Annotated in this window: 11 protein-coding genes; 7 read left to right on the top strand and 4 right to left on the bottom strand. The window is 61.2% G+C overall.

Translation table 11 applies throughout. The annotated features are described in order from the left end of the window. Positions 1-45 precede the first annotated feature (45 nt). Positions 46-4,383 (top strand): hypothetical protein, encoded by a 4,338-nt coding sequence (locus KIT10_02530; protein ID MCW5898119.1) that lies wholly within the window; start codon positions 46-48, stop codon positions 4,381-4,383. A 5-nt stretch (positions 4,384-4,388) separates the two neighbouring features. Here the strand turns inward: KIT10_02530 and KIT10_02535 are convergent, their stop codons facing one another. Further along, positions 4,389-5,144, bottom strand: a complete 756-nt coding sequence (locus tag KIT10_02535; protein ID MCW5898120.1) for a class I SAM-dependent methyltransferase — start codon at positions 5,142-5,144, stop codon at positions 4,389-4,391. Positions 5,145-5,304: 160 nt separating this feature from the next. Between KIT10_02535 and KIT10_02540 the strand changes: the two genes are divergently transcribed. Beyond that, the gene (locus KIT10_02540; protein MCW5898121.1) at positions 5,305-6,402 is read left to right on the top strand and encodes a prolyl oligopeptidase family serine peptidase; all 1,098 of its coding nucleotides are present in this window, start codon (positions 5,305-5,307) and stop codon (positions 6,400-6,402) included. A gap of 293 nt (positions 6,403-6,695) precedes the next feature. Beyond that, on the top strand, positions 6,696-7,106 hold the full coding sequence (locus tag KIT10_02545) for a hypothetical protein (GenBank protein ID MCW5898122.1): 411 nt from the start codon (positions 6,696-6,698) through the stop codon (positions 7,104-7,106). A gap of 98 nt (positions 7,107-7,204) precedes the next feature. Here KIT10_02545 and nhaD read toward each other — a convergent pair whose 3' ends face one another. Beyond that, positions 7,205-8,503: a sodium:proton antiporter NhaD gene (gene nhaD / locus KIT10_02550; GenBank protein ID MCW5898123.1), complete on the bottom strand. Its 1,299-nt coding sequence runs from the start codon at positions 8,501-8,503 to the stop codon at positions 7,205-7,207. Between the two features lie 200 nt (positions 8,504-8,703). Between nhaD and KIT10_02555 the strand changes: the two genes are divergently transcribed. Further along, complete coding sequence (locus tag KIT10_02555; GenBank protein MCW5898124.1) at positions 8,704-9,462, top strand: DUF475 domain-containing protein; 759 nt, start codon at positions 8,704-8,706, stop codon at positions 9,460-9,462. A 37-nt stretch (positions 9,463-9,499) separates the two neighbouring features. Here the strand turns inward: KIT10_02555 and KIT10_02560 are convergent, their stop codons facing one another. Together KIT10_02560 and KIT10_02565 are read right to left on the bottom strand one after the other, a co-directional pair. Then, on the bottom strand, positions 9,500-12,016 hold the full coding sequence (locus KIT10_02560; GenBank protein ID MCW5898125.1) for a DNA translocase FtsK: 2,517 nt from the start codon (positions 12,014-12,016) through the stop codon (positions 9,500-9,502). A gap of 167 nt (positions 12,017-12,183) precedes the next feature. Next, positions 12,184-12,891 (bottom strand): hypothetical protein, encoded by a 708-nt coding sequence (locus KIT10_02565; protein MCW5898126.1) that lies wholly within the window; start codon positions 12,889-12,891, stop codon positions 12,184-12,186. Between the two features lie 125 nt (positions 12,892-13,016). On the opposite strand from KIT10_02565, the gene rocF reads away from it, so the two are divergent. From rocF to KIT10_02580, 3 genes are all read left to right on the top strand, one after another. Next, the gene (gene rocF / locus KIT10_02570) at positions 13,017-13,955 is read left to right on the top strand and encodes an arginase (GenBank protein MCW5898127.1); all 939 of its coding nucleotides are present in this window, start codon (positions 13,017-13,019) and stop codon (positions 13,953-13,955) included. Positions 13,956-14,084: 129 nt separating this feature from the next. Then, on the top strand, positions 14,085-15,044 hold the full coding sequence (locus tag KIT10_02575) for an amidinotransferase (GenBank protein MCW5898128.1): 960 nt from the start codon (positions 14,085-14,087) through the stop codon (positions 15,042-15,044). A 70-nt stretch (positions 15,045-15,114) separates the two neighbouring features. After that, on the top strand, positions 15,115-16,905 hold the full coding sequence (locus KIT10_02580) for an arginine--tRNA ligase (protein MCW5898129.1): 1,791 nt from the start codon (positions 15,115-15,117) through the stop codon (positions 16,903-16,905). The last annotated feature ends 16 nt before the right edge of the window (positions 16,906-16,921 follow it).

Here is a 16,921-nt window from a genome sequence, read left to right on the forward strand (position 1 = left end):
GTCCATTCTGATATCTTTCGAGCCCGATCAGATAGCACCAAGCGCATGCAGGACCCTGGAACACCACCGAGCCCGCTGCTTGGTATCATCGACCCCTTCGAAACGAACGAGGCATGGGAACGCCTCGGCGATGAGGACGCTGCTCTTGTGATGAACGAGGTCATGCGCCACTGCCCGGCTGTTGGCGATGGATCTCTACTGTTGGAGGTGGAACGACTGGTGGATGTCCGGCCTCTGGAAGGCTCAGGTTACCGGCTCGTGCGCATTCCATGGCAGCAGCACCCTGGCAAATTCCTCGTCGGGTTCCATGCACCATACGATCTGAGGCCACTGGACCGCCTCGGGGAGTGCTTCGATCTGGTCGCTGGCCTCGCGCCCCTTCCAGATACGGACGCTGCACGGCAATGGTGGGCGACGCTGAAGAACCAATGGATCACGCATGCCTCAGCAACGGAGCCGGAGGTACCGCTCCGTCTGGCGGCGATCTCCCCGGTTACAAGATGGCGAGCGCTTCATTCGGACAACGACCAGGAGAGCAGGGAGGTCCAAGCGCTCAAGGCTGACCTGAAGCATCCATCCGGAAATGACTGGCAGGGTGATGAACTGTACAGGATCAGCATGGACCAGGACATCACATGCTATCCTGCGATGCGTTTGGTGGAGGTTGTGATGCCCAGCGACAACTGGACCAAAGCTTCAAGGGCCTACGCGCTCATCGGACCTTTCAAGGATGGTGCACTCATGGAGGACGGAATCATCGTGAGAGCCATTGACGGTACTTCATCGGCCTTGCACGATCTGAATGATGCGGAGAAGAATGGCGGCAAGAGCTTTCTCCAGCTGGATGGGAACGGTGCTCGGGATTACGTGCGATTCTTTTGCTGGGCCATCAATGGGGAAGAGGGCAGTTTCCAGATACCTCGGGATTGGCGGGAACTGGGCTGGCAGGTCGCTCCCGATCGCGAGGTGTACCAGTTGCTCAGGGCAACAACGAATGAGCTGTCGAACATTACGGACACCAAGGAAATTGAGCGACTCGTTCCTGCTGAGCAATATGACCACATGCTCAGCTCGGCAGTGGTGTATGGTGGTGCCGCTTTCAAAGCCTGCTTCGGACTGTTGGCGACAGGTGCTATCGCCATGCTCGAGGATACACCGATCATCGGCGGACTGAAGATCGGATCTTCCATGATCGGCATGGAACCGACGCGGGTATTGATGACACCCGATCAGGTGGCCGACCGAAGACATCCTAGATCCCTGAACCACTACCTCTTGACCAAGCACGTGGGCAAGGACTTCCGATCGGCACAGCTACGGGTCAATGAACAAGATCCGAAGGAGTCTTCAGAACGGATCGACCAAACATGCGTGACCGCTGACCAAGGCACTTTCGAGATCAAAGGGAAGACCTTCAGAACGCCAACAGAGAAGCCATTGGTCCTGAATCTTCTTGAACTGCTTGAGAATGGGCGATCGCTTCCTGCGGCTGTGGAATTCATCGATTGTGTCTTCGAAGCACCCTTGCACCTGGCCCATTGGTCGAAGGATGACCACAAGGTCGCTCTGCGCTTCCTGCGATGCGAGTTCCAGAATGGGCTCAAAGCGTCGAACATGCTGATCAACGGGTCACTCGACCTGATCGCTTGTGAGATCGGCAAGGGAAGGTCCTCCACCATCGCCTTGGAACTGGACAATACGGTGGTGAATGGAAGTCTCACCATATGGGAAACCCTGATGACAGGGAGATGCCATGCGCCGGGTATTCGCGTGGACGGGAGCTTGTCCTTGCGGGGCGTACGCATCGCCAACATCAATAGGGGAGCGATGGTGAGGTGGCTCCGTTTCAGAGATCTGGATCAGGTCGAGATCAACAAGCATCACGTCAAGAAGGATGAACGCCAAGTGAAGGAGTATGACATGGCAGGCTTCAAAGCGGAACCGTTCGAATCGAGCCGTGCCCTGTGCCTTGATGGTGCTCAAGTTCAAGGCATCCTGTCCATCACATTGGCCATGGATGAAAGCGAAGAGATCTACAGACCATTCGACAAGACCAGATCGTCATATCCCATCCGTAGCTCGGTGAGCATCGTCTGTGGCGGTCTCAGTGCCAAAGCGATGAGCATCAAGGGCGAGACGGTACTGTACGGAACGATCTCGCTCGGAGACTGGGACATGTCCGGCTCGACCTTCGGAGGGGATGTGACCTACTACTACTGGGACGCTCATGTAGGCCGCAATTTCAGGGTGTTCGATGGCGACCTCAATATGTCCTCCGGTGCTATACAGGGCGATCTGGACCTGCGGACCATGGAGGTCGCCGGGGATGTTCTGCTCTACGGCATGCGGGTCGCGGGCAACATCGGGTTCTTGGGCCTTTCCGCCAAGGATCTCCACTTGCAGAGAACCAGCATTGGCATGCGGTTGACCGCCTGCATGTGGGACACCCAAGCGACGATGCTTTCAACTCATCTGAAGGGTGGCGTGTACCTCAATGGTGCGGACATCGGGGAGTTGATCTTTCAAGGCGTCCATATCGACGGACCGCTCTGGATGAGGGCCGGGTGTATCGGCCGGGTCATGATACGACCAGGATTGCACCGGGCGTCGGTCGTGGCAGAGGCTGAGAACGCTTCGCCAGCACCTGTCTTCAAGGTGGAGCCCACGCGATTGGGGGGATTCTACATGGCGTCGGTCCTGATAAAGGAGTCCATGATCTGTCCCGAATTGATCCTTGAACTGCCTGCGGATGAAAAGCTGCGGCAGACCGTTCGGGACGTTCAGGAACGCAGTGCATTCCAGCTCCGGCAGTCCAAGGTGGGTGGTGACCTACAGTTCTTTCAATCTGACGTCCCGGCCAGGCTGCGCCGGGACATGAGCGACCTGCCCGGGAACGTGGTGTACGATTCCGACCAACCGCTCCATACCACGGCCGCCTCAGAGGCCAGGTTCTGGGGAGGCATCGATCTGCGGGGATCGGAGATCGGCGGGGACCTGGACCTGCGTCATATCCATGTGGATGGTGATCTGCGACTGAATGACCTCCATGTCCGCTTGGATCTGGTCGCCTCCGGACAGTATGAGCGACCAGAACGTGAAGGTTCATTCTCCACCGGATCGGTCAGGTTCCATGGCTTGCTGACCAAGGCGCATTCCATGCACCTCGAAAAGCTGCAATGCGGGGGCGACCTGGATCTTTCGGGATTGGAACTTACGGAGGACCTTGCCGGCAGGGGCATGAAGGTGAGGGGCACCTGCGCCCTGGTCGACAAGGATGGCCATAAAGAGGTTTCGACCGGGAGATCACAGAAGAATGCGAAAACAGAGGTGATCCTTTCCGGGACATATCGACCCTATGCGCGGATCATTGGCAAAGCCGATCTGGCATCCCTCGAGGCGAACCATTTTCTGGTCTGTGGGCATGTCTTTCCAGCATTGACCAGACATTCGGACCACCGTGCTGCTGCGTCTGGGACCACTAGCGTCGATCTGGACTTGGAACGCAGTCGCCTGGGCGAACTCGAGATCCTGACACCCACACCCGACAACATCCGCTTGTCAAACATCCAGGTGGACCGTTGGCGCATCGGCACCAGCGATACACCAACGGCCAGTGGGTTCATTGGGGTACTCAGGAAGATGGTCCCCTTCGACCGGGCTGTGTGGTTGGATGTGGAGAAGTACTTCCGGAACCGCAACCAGAATTGGGACGCCAACAGGATATACCGAAGCATGGTGCGCGCCAGCCTTGAGAACCACCCCCAATGGGAGCTTGGCCTTGGCTTCTGGCTTCGTCTTGTGGGCTTTGTCGTGATCCTGGCATTGTTGGCATGGTCCTATCCGAGTGTCATCCGGGTCATGCTGGAGCGCGGCTTACTGGAAGACCTGCTACATCTTGGAATGCTCATGGCCGGCGTTTGGCTGGTGCTATCCCTTTGGAGCCACCGGACCCGGCTATTGCTCAACGAGCTCTACGCCATACCCACCGCGCATGGTACACAGCCATGGCGCCCCATGATCGGCACGGTGATAAGCTTCGTGCTTGTCATGTCCATTCTTACCGACGGGAACAAGGTGGCCGCGACCTTGAGCCATATGGAAGTGGTCGGCAAGGATGAGAAGGAGGGAATGGAGTACACTCCTTACGAGTTGGTCCACGAATGGACTTGGCAGGACGCTATGGGCTTGTCGATCCGCTACGTCATCCCTTTGGCACCGCTGGTCACCCATGAGCGATGGGAGGCGGGTCGAACGGCGGCATTCGAAGGTTCAAGGGTGACTGCGGAACAGGTGGCGATGTGGGTACAGCTCTACAACTGGATCGCCTGGCCGCTGTTCCTGATCTTCATGGCGGCTAGGGCCTTCAGAGGCAAGCAGACCTGATACGCTTACTCCATCCTCCCCACCCGCATCATCAGCGGCCACACCACTTCGCGCGGCGAATCGCCCCACGCGGCCTGCAACGCTGAAGCATGTTCGACCAGAGGGTCGGAATCCAACGCCTTTCGTGCCTGGCGCACGGCGGACCAGGTGCCCAGATAAGCAAGCATCTGATCCGCGGTCCAATTCATCCGGCAAAGGAACTTGGGGGCATCATCCAGGTCCGCGAAGGGGAAGGGAAGGTCACGGTAACCGCTGTCGATGTGCGAACGCTCGATAGGCCAGAAGGGGGCCACATGTTCGAAGATGGCCTGGAGAACCCGATCCACATCCGGCGAAATGTGCGCGTAGCCATACGACCAGACCGCGAGCACGCCTCGGGGCCTCAGCACGCGGCTCACTTCCGCATGGAAGGCCGCATGGTCGAACCAATGCGCGGCGGTGGCGGCGGTGACCAGGTCCACACTGCCCGGCTCCATGCCGGTGGCGTGTGCCAAGGCCACCTTGTAAGTGATCCTGGGATGTCGCACCGCGTGCGCGACCTGCTCCGCGCTGGCGTCCGTGGCCACCACCCGATCGAAATGCGCCGCCAGGCCCAAGGCCGCCTGACCGCTTCCGGTGCCCGTGTCCAAAGCCAATGCGCGGCCCGGTGGGATGGAGGCGAGCCAGGCGAAAAGCTCCGCCGGGTAATGCGGCCGGTGCGCGGCATAGGCACTGGCCACATCGGAGAAATGGTCGGGGAAGGTCTCCGGTTCGGTTGACATCTATCGCCTGGTCGCGGTCGACGACGAATGTAGGAGGAGGGTGGGCCAATGATGAGCGCTGAACACCCATGGATCCCATACTTTCGATCGCGTACGACATTGCTCCGGTCCTCCAGCTCCTTCCTTCACCATGCGTCATCTACCATGCGCTTTGTTTGCCGTGCTTCTGTCTGCGCGACTCTTGGCGCAGCCCGTGGTCACCGGCAGTTTCCAGTTCGAGGGGATCCTGCGCGACTACCGCCTGTACATTCCCTCCAGCTATTCGCCTGGTACGCCCGCGCCTTTGGTCTTCAACCTGCATGGGTATGGCAGCAACAACCTTCAGCAGGAATATTATGGCGACTTCCGGGCGATCGCGGATACGGCCGGCTTCATCATCGCCCACCCCAATGGCACCCTGAATGGTTCAGGTTCGCGCTTCTGGAACACCTTCGGCACTTCCAACGTGAATGACCTGGGCTTCCTCGCGGCCCTGATCGATACCATCAGTGCACAATACAGCATCGACGCGGATCGGGTCTACAGCACGGGCATGTCCAACGGAGGGTTCATGAGCCACGACCTGGCCTGCTTCCGCAGTGAGCGGTTCGCGGCGATCGCGTCGGTCACCGGAACCATGATCACCGCACGCATGAACAGCTGTGCCGCTTCGCACCCCACCCCGGTGATGCAGATCCACGGCACCGCCGATGGTACCGTGCCGTACAATGGGGGCGGTGGCTTCGTACCCGTGGTGGACCTGATGACCCATTGGGCACAGGTGAACAATTGCAACACCACCGCTACCATCATGCCGGTGCCCGACATCGTTACGACCGACGGCTGTACCGTGGAGCACCATGTGTATGAGGGCGGAGATGCGGGCAGTGTGGTGGAACTTTTCAAGGTCCTGGGCGGCGGGCATACCTGGCCTGGCGCGTCATTCATCACGGGCGTCACCAACCAGGACATCAACGCGAGTGTGGAGATCTGGCGCTTCTTCAGCCGGTACCGCCTCAGCGATCTGCAGACCACCATCGCCGAACCGGTGCCCGTGTCCTTCACGGTGGGACCGAACCCATCCACGGATGTGTTCCACCTGCGCTTCACCGATCCGGTCCTTCGTACCATCACCGTATTGAACGCCACCGGCCAGCGGGTTCGGGAGATCCGATCCACGGCTACGGAAGTATTGCTGGACCTGGATGGTCATGGTCTGTTCCTGGTCCAGGTGCAGGAAGGCGCATACCGCGCCACCCAGCGGATAGTGCGGATGTAGGCTGGTGGTGCGCTTGCTGCAAGGGCCACCGGATCCATCCGGCCGTGACGCGATCTGGTCCCACTCGGCTTAGAGAAGTTCCAACTGGGCGATCGTGGCATGGCCTGCGTCGAATTGCCGGCCTTCCTCCAGAACTCCTTGTTGTGGCGCTCGTAATCATCCCGGCACGCAAGCCACCGATCCCATACACCATGAAAAGGCGCACCCTCATCCCCCTGCACATTGGCATTTGCGCGGCCTTGTTGTCGCATACCGGTTCCGCAAAAGCTGGCAGCCCACCTCCGGCCCCCCCTTTGAATGAGGTCGTCCTCACTGGCTGGCTGCATGTGGATGATCTGGCGATGGACGACGTGACCGTGGAAGTGGAGGTGGATGGCCGCACTTGGCAGGCACAGCTTTCCGAGGGTGGACGCTTCACGGTGGCATTGCCGGCCGAAGCCGAGGCCATCCTGCGCTTCGAGAAGCCCGGCCACCTGACCAAGGAGGTGATGGTGGATACGCGCCATGCCCGCATCGGTGGCTTCCAGCGCCGCGATCGCCGGATCCGGTTCGCCGTGGTCCTGGAGCAGGAACGCCATATGGCGGGCCTTGACTACCGCGGGCCCGTGGGTACGCTCAGCTTCGAGGAAGGCGGTGGCTGCCTGGCCGTGGCGCACGATCGCACCATGGTGCCTGCGCGCCGCGCGAAACAGATGGTGTTCTGATGTGGCCTTTGGGGCCATGGTCCTGGAGCGTTTCACACATTGTGCTCGGGTGTGAAAGGCCATGAGGAACGATGACCTGTGCGGACCGGATCGCTGCTTCAATTGTTGAGCAACCAGAACGTGAGGATCCCGCCGAAGTAGCCCAACGCTGCAGGCAATGCTACCCGGCGCAGGTACCAGAGAAAGTCGATCCCCAGGATGCCCATGGCCGCCACGCCCGAAGCCGAGCCGATGATGAGGATGCTGCCACCGGTTCCAGCACAGAGCGCCAGCAGCGACCAGAATGGACTGTCCGGCGTGAACTGGGTCAGGGGATACATGCCCATGGCGGCCGCCACCAGTGGCACATTGTCCACGATGGCGCTGAGTACGCCTATCACGGTGTTCACAGCATAGATATTGCCCAGGCGTTGGTCCAGGAAATGGGCCGTATCGGTAAGGTGACCGGCCACCTGCAGGCCCGATACCGCCGTAAGGATGCCGAAGAAGAAGAGCACGCTGGGCACATCGATCCGGCGCAGCACACTGGTCACCTTCAGGTGCCCGGAATCCGATCCGATCTTGTTGCGGTGCAATAGTTCCGTAATGATCCACATGACCCCCAGGCCCAGCAGGATACCCATGTAGGGTGGGAGGTGTGTGATCGTCTTGAAGACCGGCACACCCAACAATGCGACCAGGCCCATCACGAAGATCAGGACCTGCTCCCCACGCGGAACGGCCGAATGGATGCTCTTCCCCGTTTCCTCGGCCGGCCATTCGATGGTGCCTTTGAAGGTGAGCGTGTACCAGACCAAGGGCAGGAGCAGGCACACGACGCTTGGCACGAACAGGACCTTCATGATGCTGGGCGCGGTGACCTGGCCGCCGATCCAGAGCATGATGGTGGTGACATCGCCGATGGGACTCCAGGCCCCCCCGGCATTGGCCGCGATCACCACGATGCCGGCCAGGACCCACAGGTCGTTCCGGTCCTTCACCAATTTGCGCAGCAGGGCGCACATCACGATCGTGGTGGTCATGTTGTCCAGGGCGGCACTGAGGAAGAAGGTGATCGCGCCCACCACCCAGATGAGCATGGACTTTTTCCGGCCGGTGATACGGTCCGTGATCACGCGGAAGCCCTCGTGCGCATCCACCAGTTCCACAATGGTCATGGCGCCCATCAGGAAGAACAGGATGCTCGCGATCTCGCCCAGGTGTTCCAGCAGTTGGTGGTTGATGTGTTCCGCGCCCTGTGCTTCGGGAGCCAGCAGGGTTCCCTGACCCACCACGATCAGCACCCAGACCAACACACCGGTCACCAGGGCCGATGCCGCCTTGTTGATGTGCAACGGGTGCTCCAGGGCTATGGCGAGATAGCCGATCACGAAGACCAGGGCGATGAGCGCGTACATGGGGGTGGGGGTGGAAACGGGTCAAATGTGCATATACGCCGGGCCGATGTCGTTCCCATGCCATACCCCAGATGTGAGCATACGATCGTGGGTTCGCAGGCAGGTTGGTCCGGGGGGCCAAGGCACCACCGGCGCGCGGAATTCCCGCCAACCTCCGCGCAAAGGGTTGGGCACCGAATTACGTTTGTGGTCCGATCCGCATGCTGCACCACTTCGAGGCCATCCTGGCCGACCCCGTTGGCAGCTTATTGGTCATTGGGAACCTCATCCTTATTGAGAGCCTGTTGTCCGTGGACAACGCCGCCGTGCTGGCCACCATGGTCATGGACCTGCCATCGCAGCAGCGCAACAAGGCACTGAAGTATGGCATCATCGGAGCCTACTTCTTCAGGGGTCTTTGCCTGCTCTTCGCCTCGATCCTGGTCCAGATCTGGTGGCTGAAGCCCTTGGGCGGCTTCTACCTGCTGCTGATCTTCTGGAACTGGTTGAAGGGGAAGCGCACGCCCACCAGGACCGATGACATCCTCGACAAGCGCAGCAACTGGTTCTACAGGAAGACCTCGGGGCTGTTCGGCGTTTTCTGGGCCACGGTCCTGTTGGTGGAACTCATGGACCTGGCTTTTTCCATCGACAATGTCTTCGCGGCCGTGGCCTTCACCGACAACATCATCCTCATCTGGGTGGGCGTGTTCATCGGCATTCTCACCATGCGCTTCGTGGCCCAGGGCTTCGTGCGCCTGATGAGCCGCTTCCCCTACCTGGAAAGTGCGGCCTTCATCGTGCTGGCGATCCTGGGCATCAAACTCAGTCTGTCGATCATGGACAAGTTCCTGCCCGACCATGGGTTCACGGCCTTCTTGAACAGCCACCAATTGGACCTGATCGTTTCGCTTCTGACGATCGCGATCTTCATACTGCCCATCCCCATCGGGTGGATGATCGGACGGTTCCAAAGGTGAACCACCGGTGCGGACCCGGTTGGACGTTGGAGGCTGTTCAGTATGTTCCCATACCCGGTCCCGCAGGAACCCCTTGGTTCAGGTGCGCCTCCAGCGCCGCTTCGTTGGGTATGAGCACCCGCCGTGCCTTGCTGCCCTCGAAGGGGCCCAGCACACCGGCGGCTTCCAGTTGGTCCACGATGCGGCCGGCGCGGTTGTAGCCCAGCTTCAGCTTGCGCTGGATGAGACTGGTGCTGCCTTGCTGGGTCATCACCACCAGGCGGGCGGCATCCTCGAACATGCTGTCGCGGTCGCCATCGTCCAGGTCCACGCCCTCGCCCTCCTCGGTGGGCACCTCGGGCAGGATCAGCGCTTCGGGGTAGCCGCGCTGGTTGCCGATGAAGGCCGTGATCTCGTCCACCTCCGGGGTGTCCACGAAGGCGCACTGGATGCGGATCAGGTCGTTGCCGGTGCTGAGCAGCATGTCGCCACGGCCGATGAGTTGTTCGGCGCCGCCGCTGTCCAGGATGGTGCGGCTGTCGATCTTGCTCGTTACCCGGAAGGCGATGCGCGCCGGGAAGTTGGCCTTGATGGTGCCGGTGATGATGTTGACACTGGGCCGCTGGGTGGCGATGATGAGGTGGATGCCGATGGCACGTGCCAGCTGGGCCAGACGGGCGATGGGCGTTTCCACCTCGCGGCCCGCGGTCATGATCAGGTCGGCGAACTCGTCCACCACCAGCACGATGTAGGGGAGGAAGCGATGGCCATTCTCAGGATTCAGGCGACGCTTGATGAACTTGGCGTTGTACTCCTTGATGTTGCGCACCTGGGCATCCTTGAGCAGCTCGTAGCGCTCGTCCATCTCGATGCACAGGCTGTTGAGCGTGGCCACCACCTTCTTGGTGTCGGTGATGATGGCCTCCTCGCTGCCGGGCAGCTTGGCCAGGAAGTACCGCTCGATCTTGTTGAAGAGGGTGAGTTCCACCTTCTTGGGATCCACCAGCACGAACTTGATCTGGCTGGGGTGCTTCTTGTACAGCAGGCTGACGAGGATCGCGTTCAGGCCCACCGACTTGCCCTGGCCCGTGGCACCGGCCATGAGCAGGTGGGGCATCTTGGCCAGGTCGGTCACGAAGGTCTCGTTGCTGATGGTCTTGCCCAGCACGATGGGCAGGTCGAAACCGCTGTTCTGGAACTTCTCGCTGGCCACCACGGCGCGCATGCCCACCACCTGCGGCTTGCTGTTGGGCACTTCGATGCCGATGGTTCCCTTGCCGGGGATGGGCGCGATGATGCGGATGCCGAGGGCGGCGAGGCTCAGCGCGATATCATCCTCCAGGTTCTTGATCTTGCTGATCCGCACACCGGCCTTGGGGATGATCTCATAGAGTGTCACCGTGGGACCGATCGTCGCTTTGATCTTGTCGATGCCGATGTTGTAGTGGCCCAGCGTTTCGACGATGCGGTCCTTGTTCAGCTCCAGTTCCTCCTTGGTCACCGTCACTTCACCGGTACCGTGTTCCACGAGCAGGTCCAGCGGCGGCGGCTCGTAGCTGCTCAGGTCCAGCGTGGGGTCGTACTCACCGAACTCCTGCAGCCTGGCGTCGATCTCATCCTCACTCAATAACGCTTCCGTGGGCTTGGCCACCTGCACGCTGAAACCCTCGTCTTCGCTGTCCTCGGCCATTGCAGGTCTTTCCTCCTCGGCGGCGACAGGGGATGCGGGTTCCAGTTCCAGGTCGAGGGTCTCCTCCTCGTCCCCGGCTTCCTCAACGTCCTCTTCTTCCGCTTCGCCCACGGTCTCGAATTCTTCCTCCGCCACGACCGGTGGCAGGGGTGTTTCGCGTTGACGTACCCCAGTGAAGCCTTGCGCATCGGTCTCGGCCTCCGGGGTGACCGGTTCCTCTTCCTTCGGTTGGCGGAGCTTGGCCATCCACTCACCCACAAAGGCGAAGCTGGGGTTGAAGGTGACCACCACGAAGACCGCCAGGGCGAAGGCGATGAGGGCACCGGTGCCGAAGCCACCGAGCATGCCGGTCAGGTGGTGGTTGATCGCATGTCCTATCCCGCCCCCGAGAAAGCCGTACTCGCCGCGGAAGGTGAAGCCCAGCAGCACAGGCAGCCACAGCATGGCCATGGCCGTCCAGCCCAAGGTGCGGCGCGGGGGCAGCACCCAAGAACCGAGCAGGACGCGCACCCCGCCGAGGAAGCACCACAGCGGCACGGCGAAGGCCGCGATGCCGAACCAGAGGTGGATGAAACGATGCGCGGTGAGCGCGCCCACTTTGCCGAGCCAGTTCTCCACGCGCACCTCGGGGCTGAAGATCTCCCGCCATGGCCGGGCCATCAGGTCCTGGTCCATGCGCCAGGTGAAGAGAAAGGAAACGAAGGCCACCAGCAGGTAGGCCGAGGCCAGCACCAGGAACATGCCCAACACCTTGTGGGTGCGCTCATCGGCCCAGAATGCCTTGAAGCGCGCCCAGGCACCTGCCTCGTTGCCTTGGCGTCGGGCGCGGGACTTCTTGGGAGCGTCCCCCTCACCACGTACTCGGTTGCTGTTCTCCCTGGCCAAGTGGTCTCGGTTGATGGTCGTTGGAAATACCAGCCCGTCACGCGCGGGCAGGCGATGCGACCAAAAGTATCGGGGTGCCAAAAGGCAACGTTCGGCGTATCCCCGCTATTATCAACGGACCGGTGTTGGAGGTCGCCGGGCCCGTCTGCGGGCAGACAAGCTTCCGGCTACATGGAGAAAGTCCCAAGCACCTCGGCCATCTCGTGATGGAGTACTTCGGGAGGCACCTGCTGGTGCTCGGTGCTGGGGGCGAATTTGGCTAGATCCACCTTGCCCGGCTTCACGCTGATGGCGGTAAGTCGCATCCGCAATCCGTAGTGCTGCACCTCGTAGCACAGCAGCACGCCCGGCACTTCAGCGAAGGGGTTGAACCAGTTGGGTTCCTTCAGGTCGATCCTGTCCGTGTACCAGAGTTCGATCTCCGGGTGGTCGATGCGGTCGAAGATGGCGATGGCGCGGCGGCAGGGGTAGCCCGCGATGCTGTCCAGGTCGTTGGTGTAGATGATCGTGGGCTTGCCGCTCTCGGCCACAAAAACGTCCAGGTCGCGTGCCTTCATGTCCGCAGCGATGCGCTTGCCCATCATGCTCATGCGGTAATCCACCGTGCGGTGCTCATCATCGGTGATCATCGCCGTGCGGAACAGGCCCATACCGGCGCTGAGCTCGGCCAATTGCCGGCCTTCCCGAAAGGTGAGCTGGCTGCGCTCCGGCAGCATGCCGGCCATGATGCCGTTGGGGTCGTAGTCGGGGAAGGTGAGCGCGTATTCGATCACGCCCTCGTCCAGCCGGTTGAAAAAGCCTGTGGAGCCGCAGCCGTGGAAGAGCATCAGCAGGGCCGGGACCAGGGTGAACGGAAGGGGGGTTGAGCGTGCCATGGGCATGGTTGGTCGAAGGATAGGATACGTTCGTACGGCATGGCGGCGGGTTTCGTTGCACCCGTTCCAGAATGGGCCTCAACGGCCGGGTGTACCTTCGCCCCGCCTCGAATGAGGCCCATCCCATGGAAGTCAGATTGATCGAAGCCGCTTCGGAGATCGGGGCAGGCACCCGGGGCACCAGCATGGGCATGGCGGCCCTGCGCGTGGCCGCTTGGAAGCTGGGCAGCGAGTTGTTCGGCCATGCCGAGGAAAGCATCCTGCGCGACGAGAACGACGTGCTTTACGAGGACGACCGTTCACCCAACGCCCATCACATCGACGGACTCATCCGCTTTGAAAGCGACCTGGCCTATGAGGTTTACAAGTACCTGAGGAACGGGGTGTTCCCCATCGTGGTCGGAGGTGATCATTCCATCGCCATCGGCTCGGTCTCGGGCACCAAGATGGCCTACCCCAAGGAGCGCCTTGGCGTGGTGTGGGTGGATGCCCATGCCGACCTGCACAGCCCCTGGACCACGCCCAGCGGCAACGTCCACGGCATGCCCCTGGCGCTGCTCATGCACATCGAGAAAAAGGGCCGCAACAAGCCGCAGATCTATACCATGGCCACCTGGGACAGGCTGCGGAAGATCGGTGTGAACAGCCCCAAGCTGCAGCCGCGCGACCTGGTCTTCATCGCCTTGCGCGACTACGAACCCGAGGAGGAAGCCATCATCAAGGAGCATGGCATCAAGATCATCCCGGTGGAGGAAGTGCGGAAGAAGGGCGCCGCCGCCGCTGTCAAGGACACGCTGACACACCTGGCCGATTGCCAGCGCATCCATGTGAGTTTCGATGTGGACAGTCTGGACCCCACGATCTCCGTGGGCACCGGCACCCCGGTGAAGAACGGACTCTTCGTGGAGGAGGCCCGTGCGTTGCTTACCGGGCTGTGCAGCGATCCGCGTACGGCCACCCTCGATGTGGTGGAGATCAACCCCGCGCTGGACGACAAGAACGCCATGGCCGAGGCGGCGCTGAGTATCATGGAGCCGCTGTTCCCCATTCTGCGGGCGCGTTAACGGAACACGCCGTGTGACCATGTGCGCTTTGACCCATGTGCCCATTGACCCCACGGGATCGATCGGACCTGGCGCCAGGTGCACGTGCCGCAAAGGCGCTGTGTGCGGCGCACATGCGCGCATGAGCACATGACCCAAAGCGCCTCCTCCGTCATACTCGTTCGTCCCAAGGGCTTCGGTTACGACCCGGAGACCGCCACGAGCAATGCCTTCCAGCGTCGTATGGATGATCTGGAGGTGAAGCGCCTCGCCGCGGAAGAATTCGATGCCTTGTTGGATGCCCTTCGCCGGATAGGGGTCGCGGCCACCGTGCTGGACCCTGTGGACCCTGGGGCGCCCAACGCGGTCTTCCCCAACAACTGGTTCAGCACGCACGCCGACGGCACAGTGGTGATCTATCCCATGCTCACGCCCTCACGCCGCCGCGAGCGCGATCCGGATCTCAAGGCCACCATGGGCCGTGAGGGTTTCCATGTGCTGCAGGTGATGGATCTGGCACAATGGGAGGACCAGGAGCTGATCCTGGAAGGCACCGGCAGCCTGGTGCTGGACCGCATCCACCGCCGCGCCTACGCCTGCCTGTCGCCGCGCACTTCCGAAGCCGCGCTCAACGCCTGGTGCGAGCAACTGGGCTACACGCCCGTGCCCTTCACCGCCACCATGGACGGCACCCTCACCGGCCAGGCCGTTTACCACACCAATGTGGTGATGAGCATCGGCACCGCCTTCGCCGTGGTCTGCTTCGAGGCCATGCCATACCCCGGTGAACGCAGCGAGGTGCTCCGCGAACTGCAAGGCACCGGGCGTCAGGTCATTCCCATCACACTGGAGCAGATGCATCGCTATGTGGGGAATATGCTGGAACTCAGTTCTGCGTTGTCGGTTGTCGGCCCTGCCTCTGCCGGACAACCGACAACTGCCAACCACATACTACTGAGCCAGACCGCCTTCGAAGCCCTCACCACCGACCAACGCCAGGCCTTGCAAAGTCACGCACGCTTGGTGCCGGTTTCCATTCCCACTATCGAGGCGGTTGGTGGGGGTAGCGTGCGCTGCATGTTGGCGGAGAATTTCTTGTCCAGGGCATAGTTGACCGTTGTCGGTTGTCCGACGGACCGACATCTGACAACCGACAACTACTTCCTTTGCACCCCAAGCCATGCATCCGGATCCCCTCCATGCCAAGCTGTTGCCCCCGCTCCAACGGGCCTTTCAGGAACTCTTCGGTCACGACCTGGACCCCAAGGCCATCGGATTCCAGCACACGCGTCCGGAGTTCGAGGGTGACATCACCATCAACGTCTTTCCCTTCCTGAAGGCGAGCGGCAAGGGCCCCGAACCCACCGCCACCGCCATTGGCGAATTCCTCGTTCGTGAATTGCCCGAGGTGGAGCGCTTCAACGTGGTGAAAGGCTTCCTCAACCTGGTGATCGCCGATGCCTACTGGACCGGCTTCCTCCACGAGGCCGTTGAGCGCGACATGCTCGCGTTCCCCGCCACCGGCCGACAGGTGATGGTGGAGTACAGCTCGCCCAACACCAACAAGCCGCTGCACCTGGGCCACCTGCGGAACAATTTCCTCGGGCACAGTGTGAGCCGCATCCTGCGGGCCGCTGGCAACGAGGTGGTGCGGGTGCAGGTGATCAACGACCGGGGCATCCACATCTGCAAGAGCATGGTGGCCTGGCAACGCTTCGGCAACGGAGAGACTCCGGAGAACAGCGGGTTGAAGGGCGACAAGCTGGTAGGGAAATATTATGTGGAATTCGACAAGGTGTACAAGCGGCAAGTGCAGGAACTGGAGGCAGGAGGCATGCCCAAGGAACAAGCCGAGAAGGAGGCCCCCATCCTGCAGGAAGCCCAGGACATGCTTCGTCGCTGGGAAGCCAGCGACCCGGATGTGCGCGCCTTGTGGCGGAGGATGAACGGCTGGGTCTATGCGGGCTTCAATGCCACCTACACCCGCATGGGCGTGGAATTCGACAAGCTCTACTACGAGAGCGAGACCTACGTGCTGGGCAAGAACGATGTGCTCGAAGGCTTGAAGCGCGGTGTCTTCTATGAGAAGGATGGTGCGGTGTGGGTGGACAACACGCCGGAAGGCCTCGATGAAAAGGTGCTGCTGCGCCGCGATGGTACCAGCGTGTACATGACCCAGGACATCGGCACGGCGATCAAGCGCTTCGAGGAGTATCCCGGCCTGCGACAGCTGATCTACGTGGTGGGCAACGAGCAGGACTACCACTTCAAGGTGCTGTTCATCATCCTGAAGAAGCTGGGCTTCACCTGGGCCGATGGCCTGCACCACCTCAGCTACGGCATGGTGGACCTGCCCAGTGGGAAGATGAAGAGCCGGGAAGGCACCGTGGTGGACGCCGACGACCTGATCGAGGAAGTGGTGAACGAGGCGCGCAGCAAGGGCGAGGAGCTGAGCAAGCTGGATGACTTCACCACGGCCGAGAAGGACGCGCTCTTCGAGATGATCGGCCTGGCCGCGTTGAAGTACTTCCTGCTGAAGGTGGATCCGAAGAAGCGCATGCTCTTCGACCCCGCCGCCAGCATCGATCTCCAGGGCCATACCGGGCCGTTCATCCAGTATACCTACGCGCGGATCCAGTCGCTGCTTCGGAAAGCCGGTGATATGGGCTCATGTGCCCATGGGCACATGGGCACATGGGCTTTGCTTCCCGAGGAACGCACGGTCATCAAACACCTGCACCACCTGCCGGCCGTTCTTCAGGATGCCGCTGAAAAGCTCGATCCGTCAGCGTTGGCCAACCATACCTACGAACTGGTGAAGGCCTACAACTCCTTCTACCAGGCCGTTCCCGTGCTGAAGGAGGAGGATGAGGCGAGGCGCGGGTCCCGGCTGGCCTTGAGTGCCGCTGTGGCAAGGACTACGAAGAAGGCGATGTGGTGTTTGGGGATCGCGGTGCCCGAGCGGATGTGAGCACCGCCGGACCGCG

The organism is Flavobacteriales bacterium (assembly GCA_026129465.1).
Classification (GTDB): domain Bacteria; phylum Bacteroidota; class Bacteroidia; order Flavobacteriales_F; family PHOS-HE28; genus PHOS-HE28.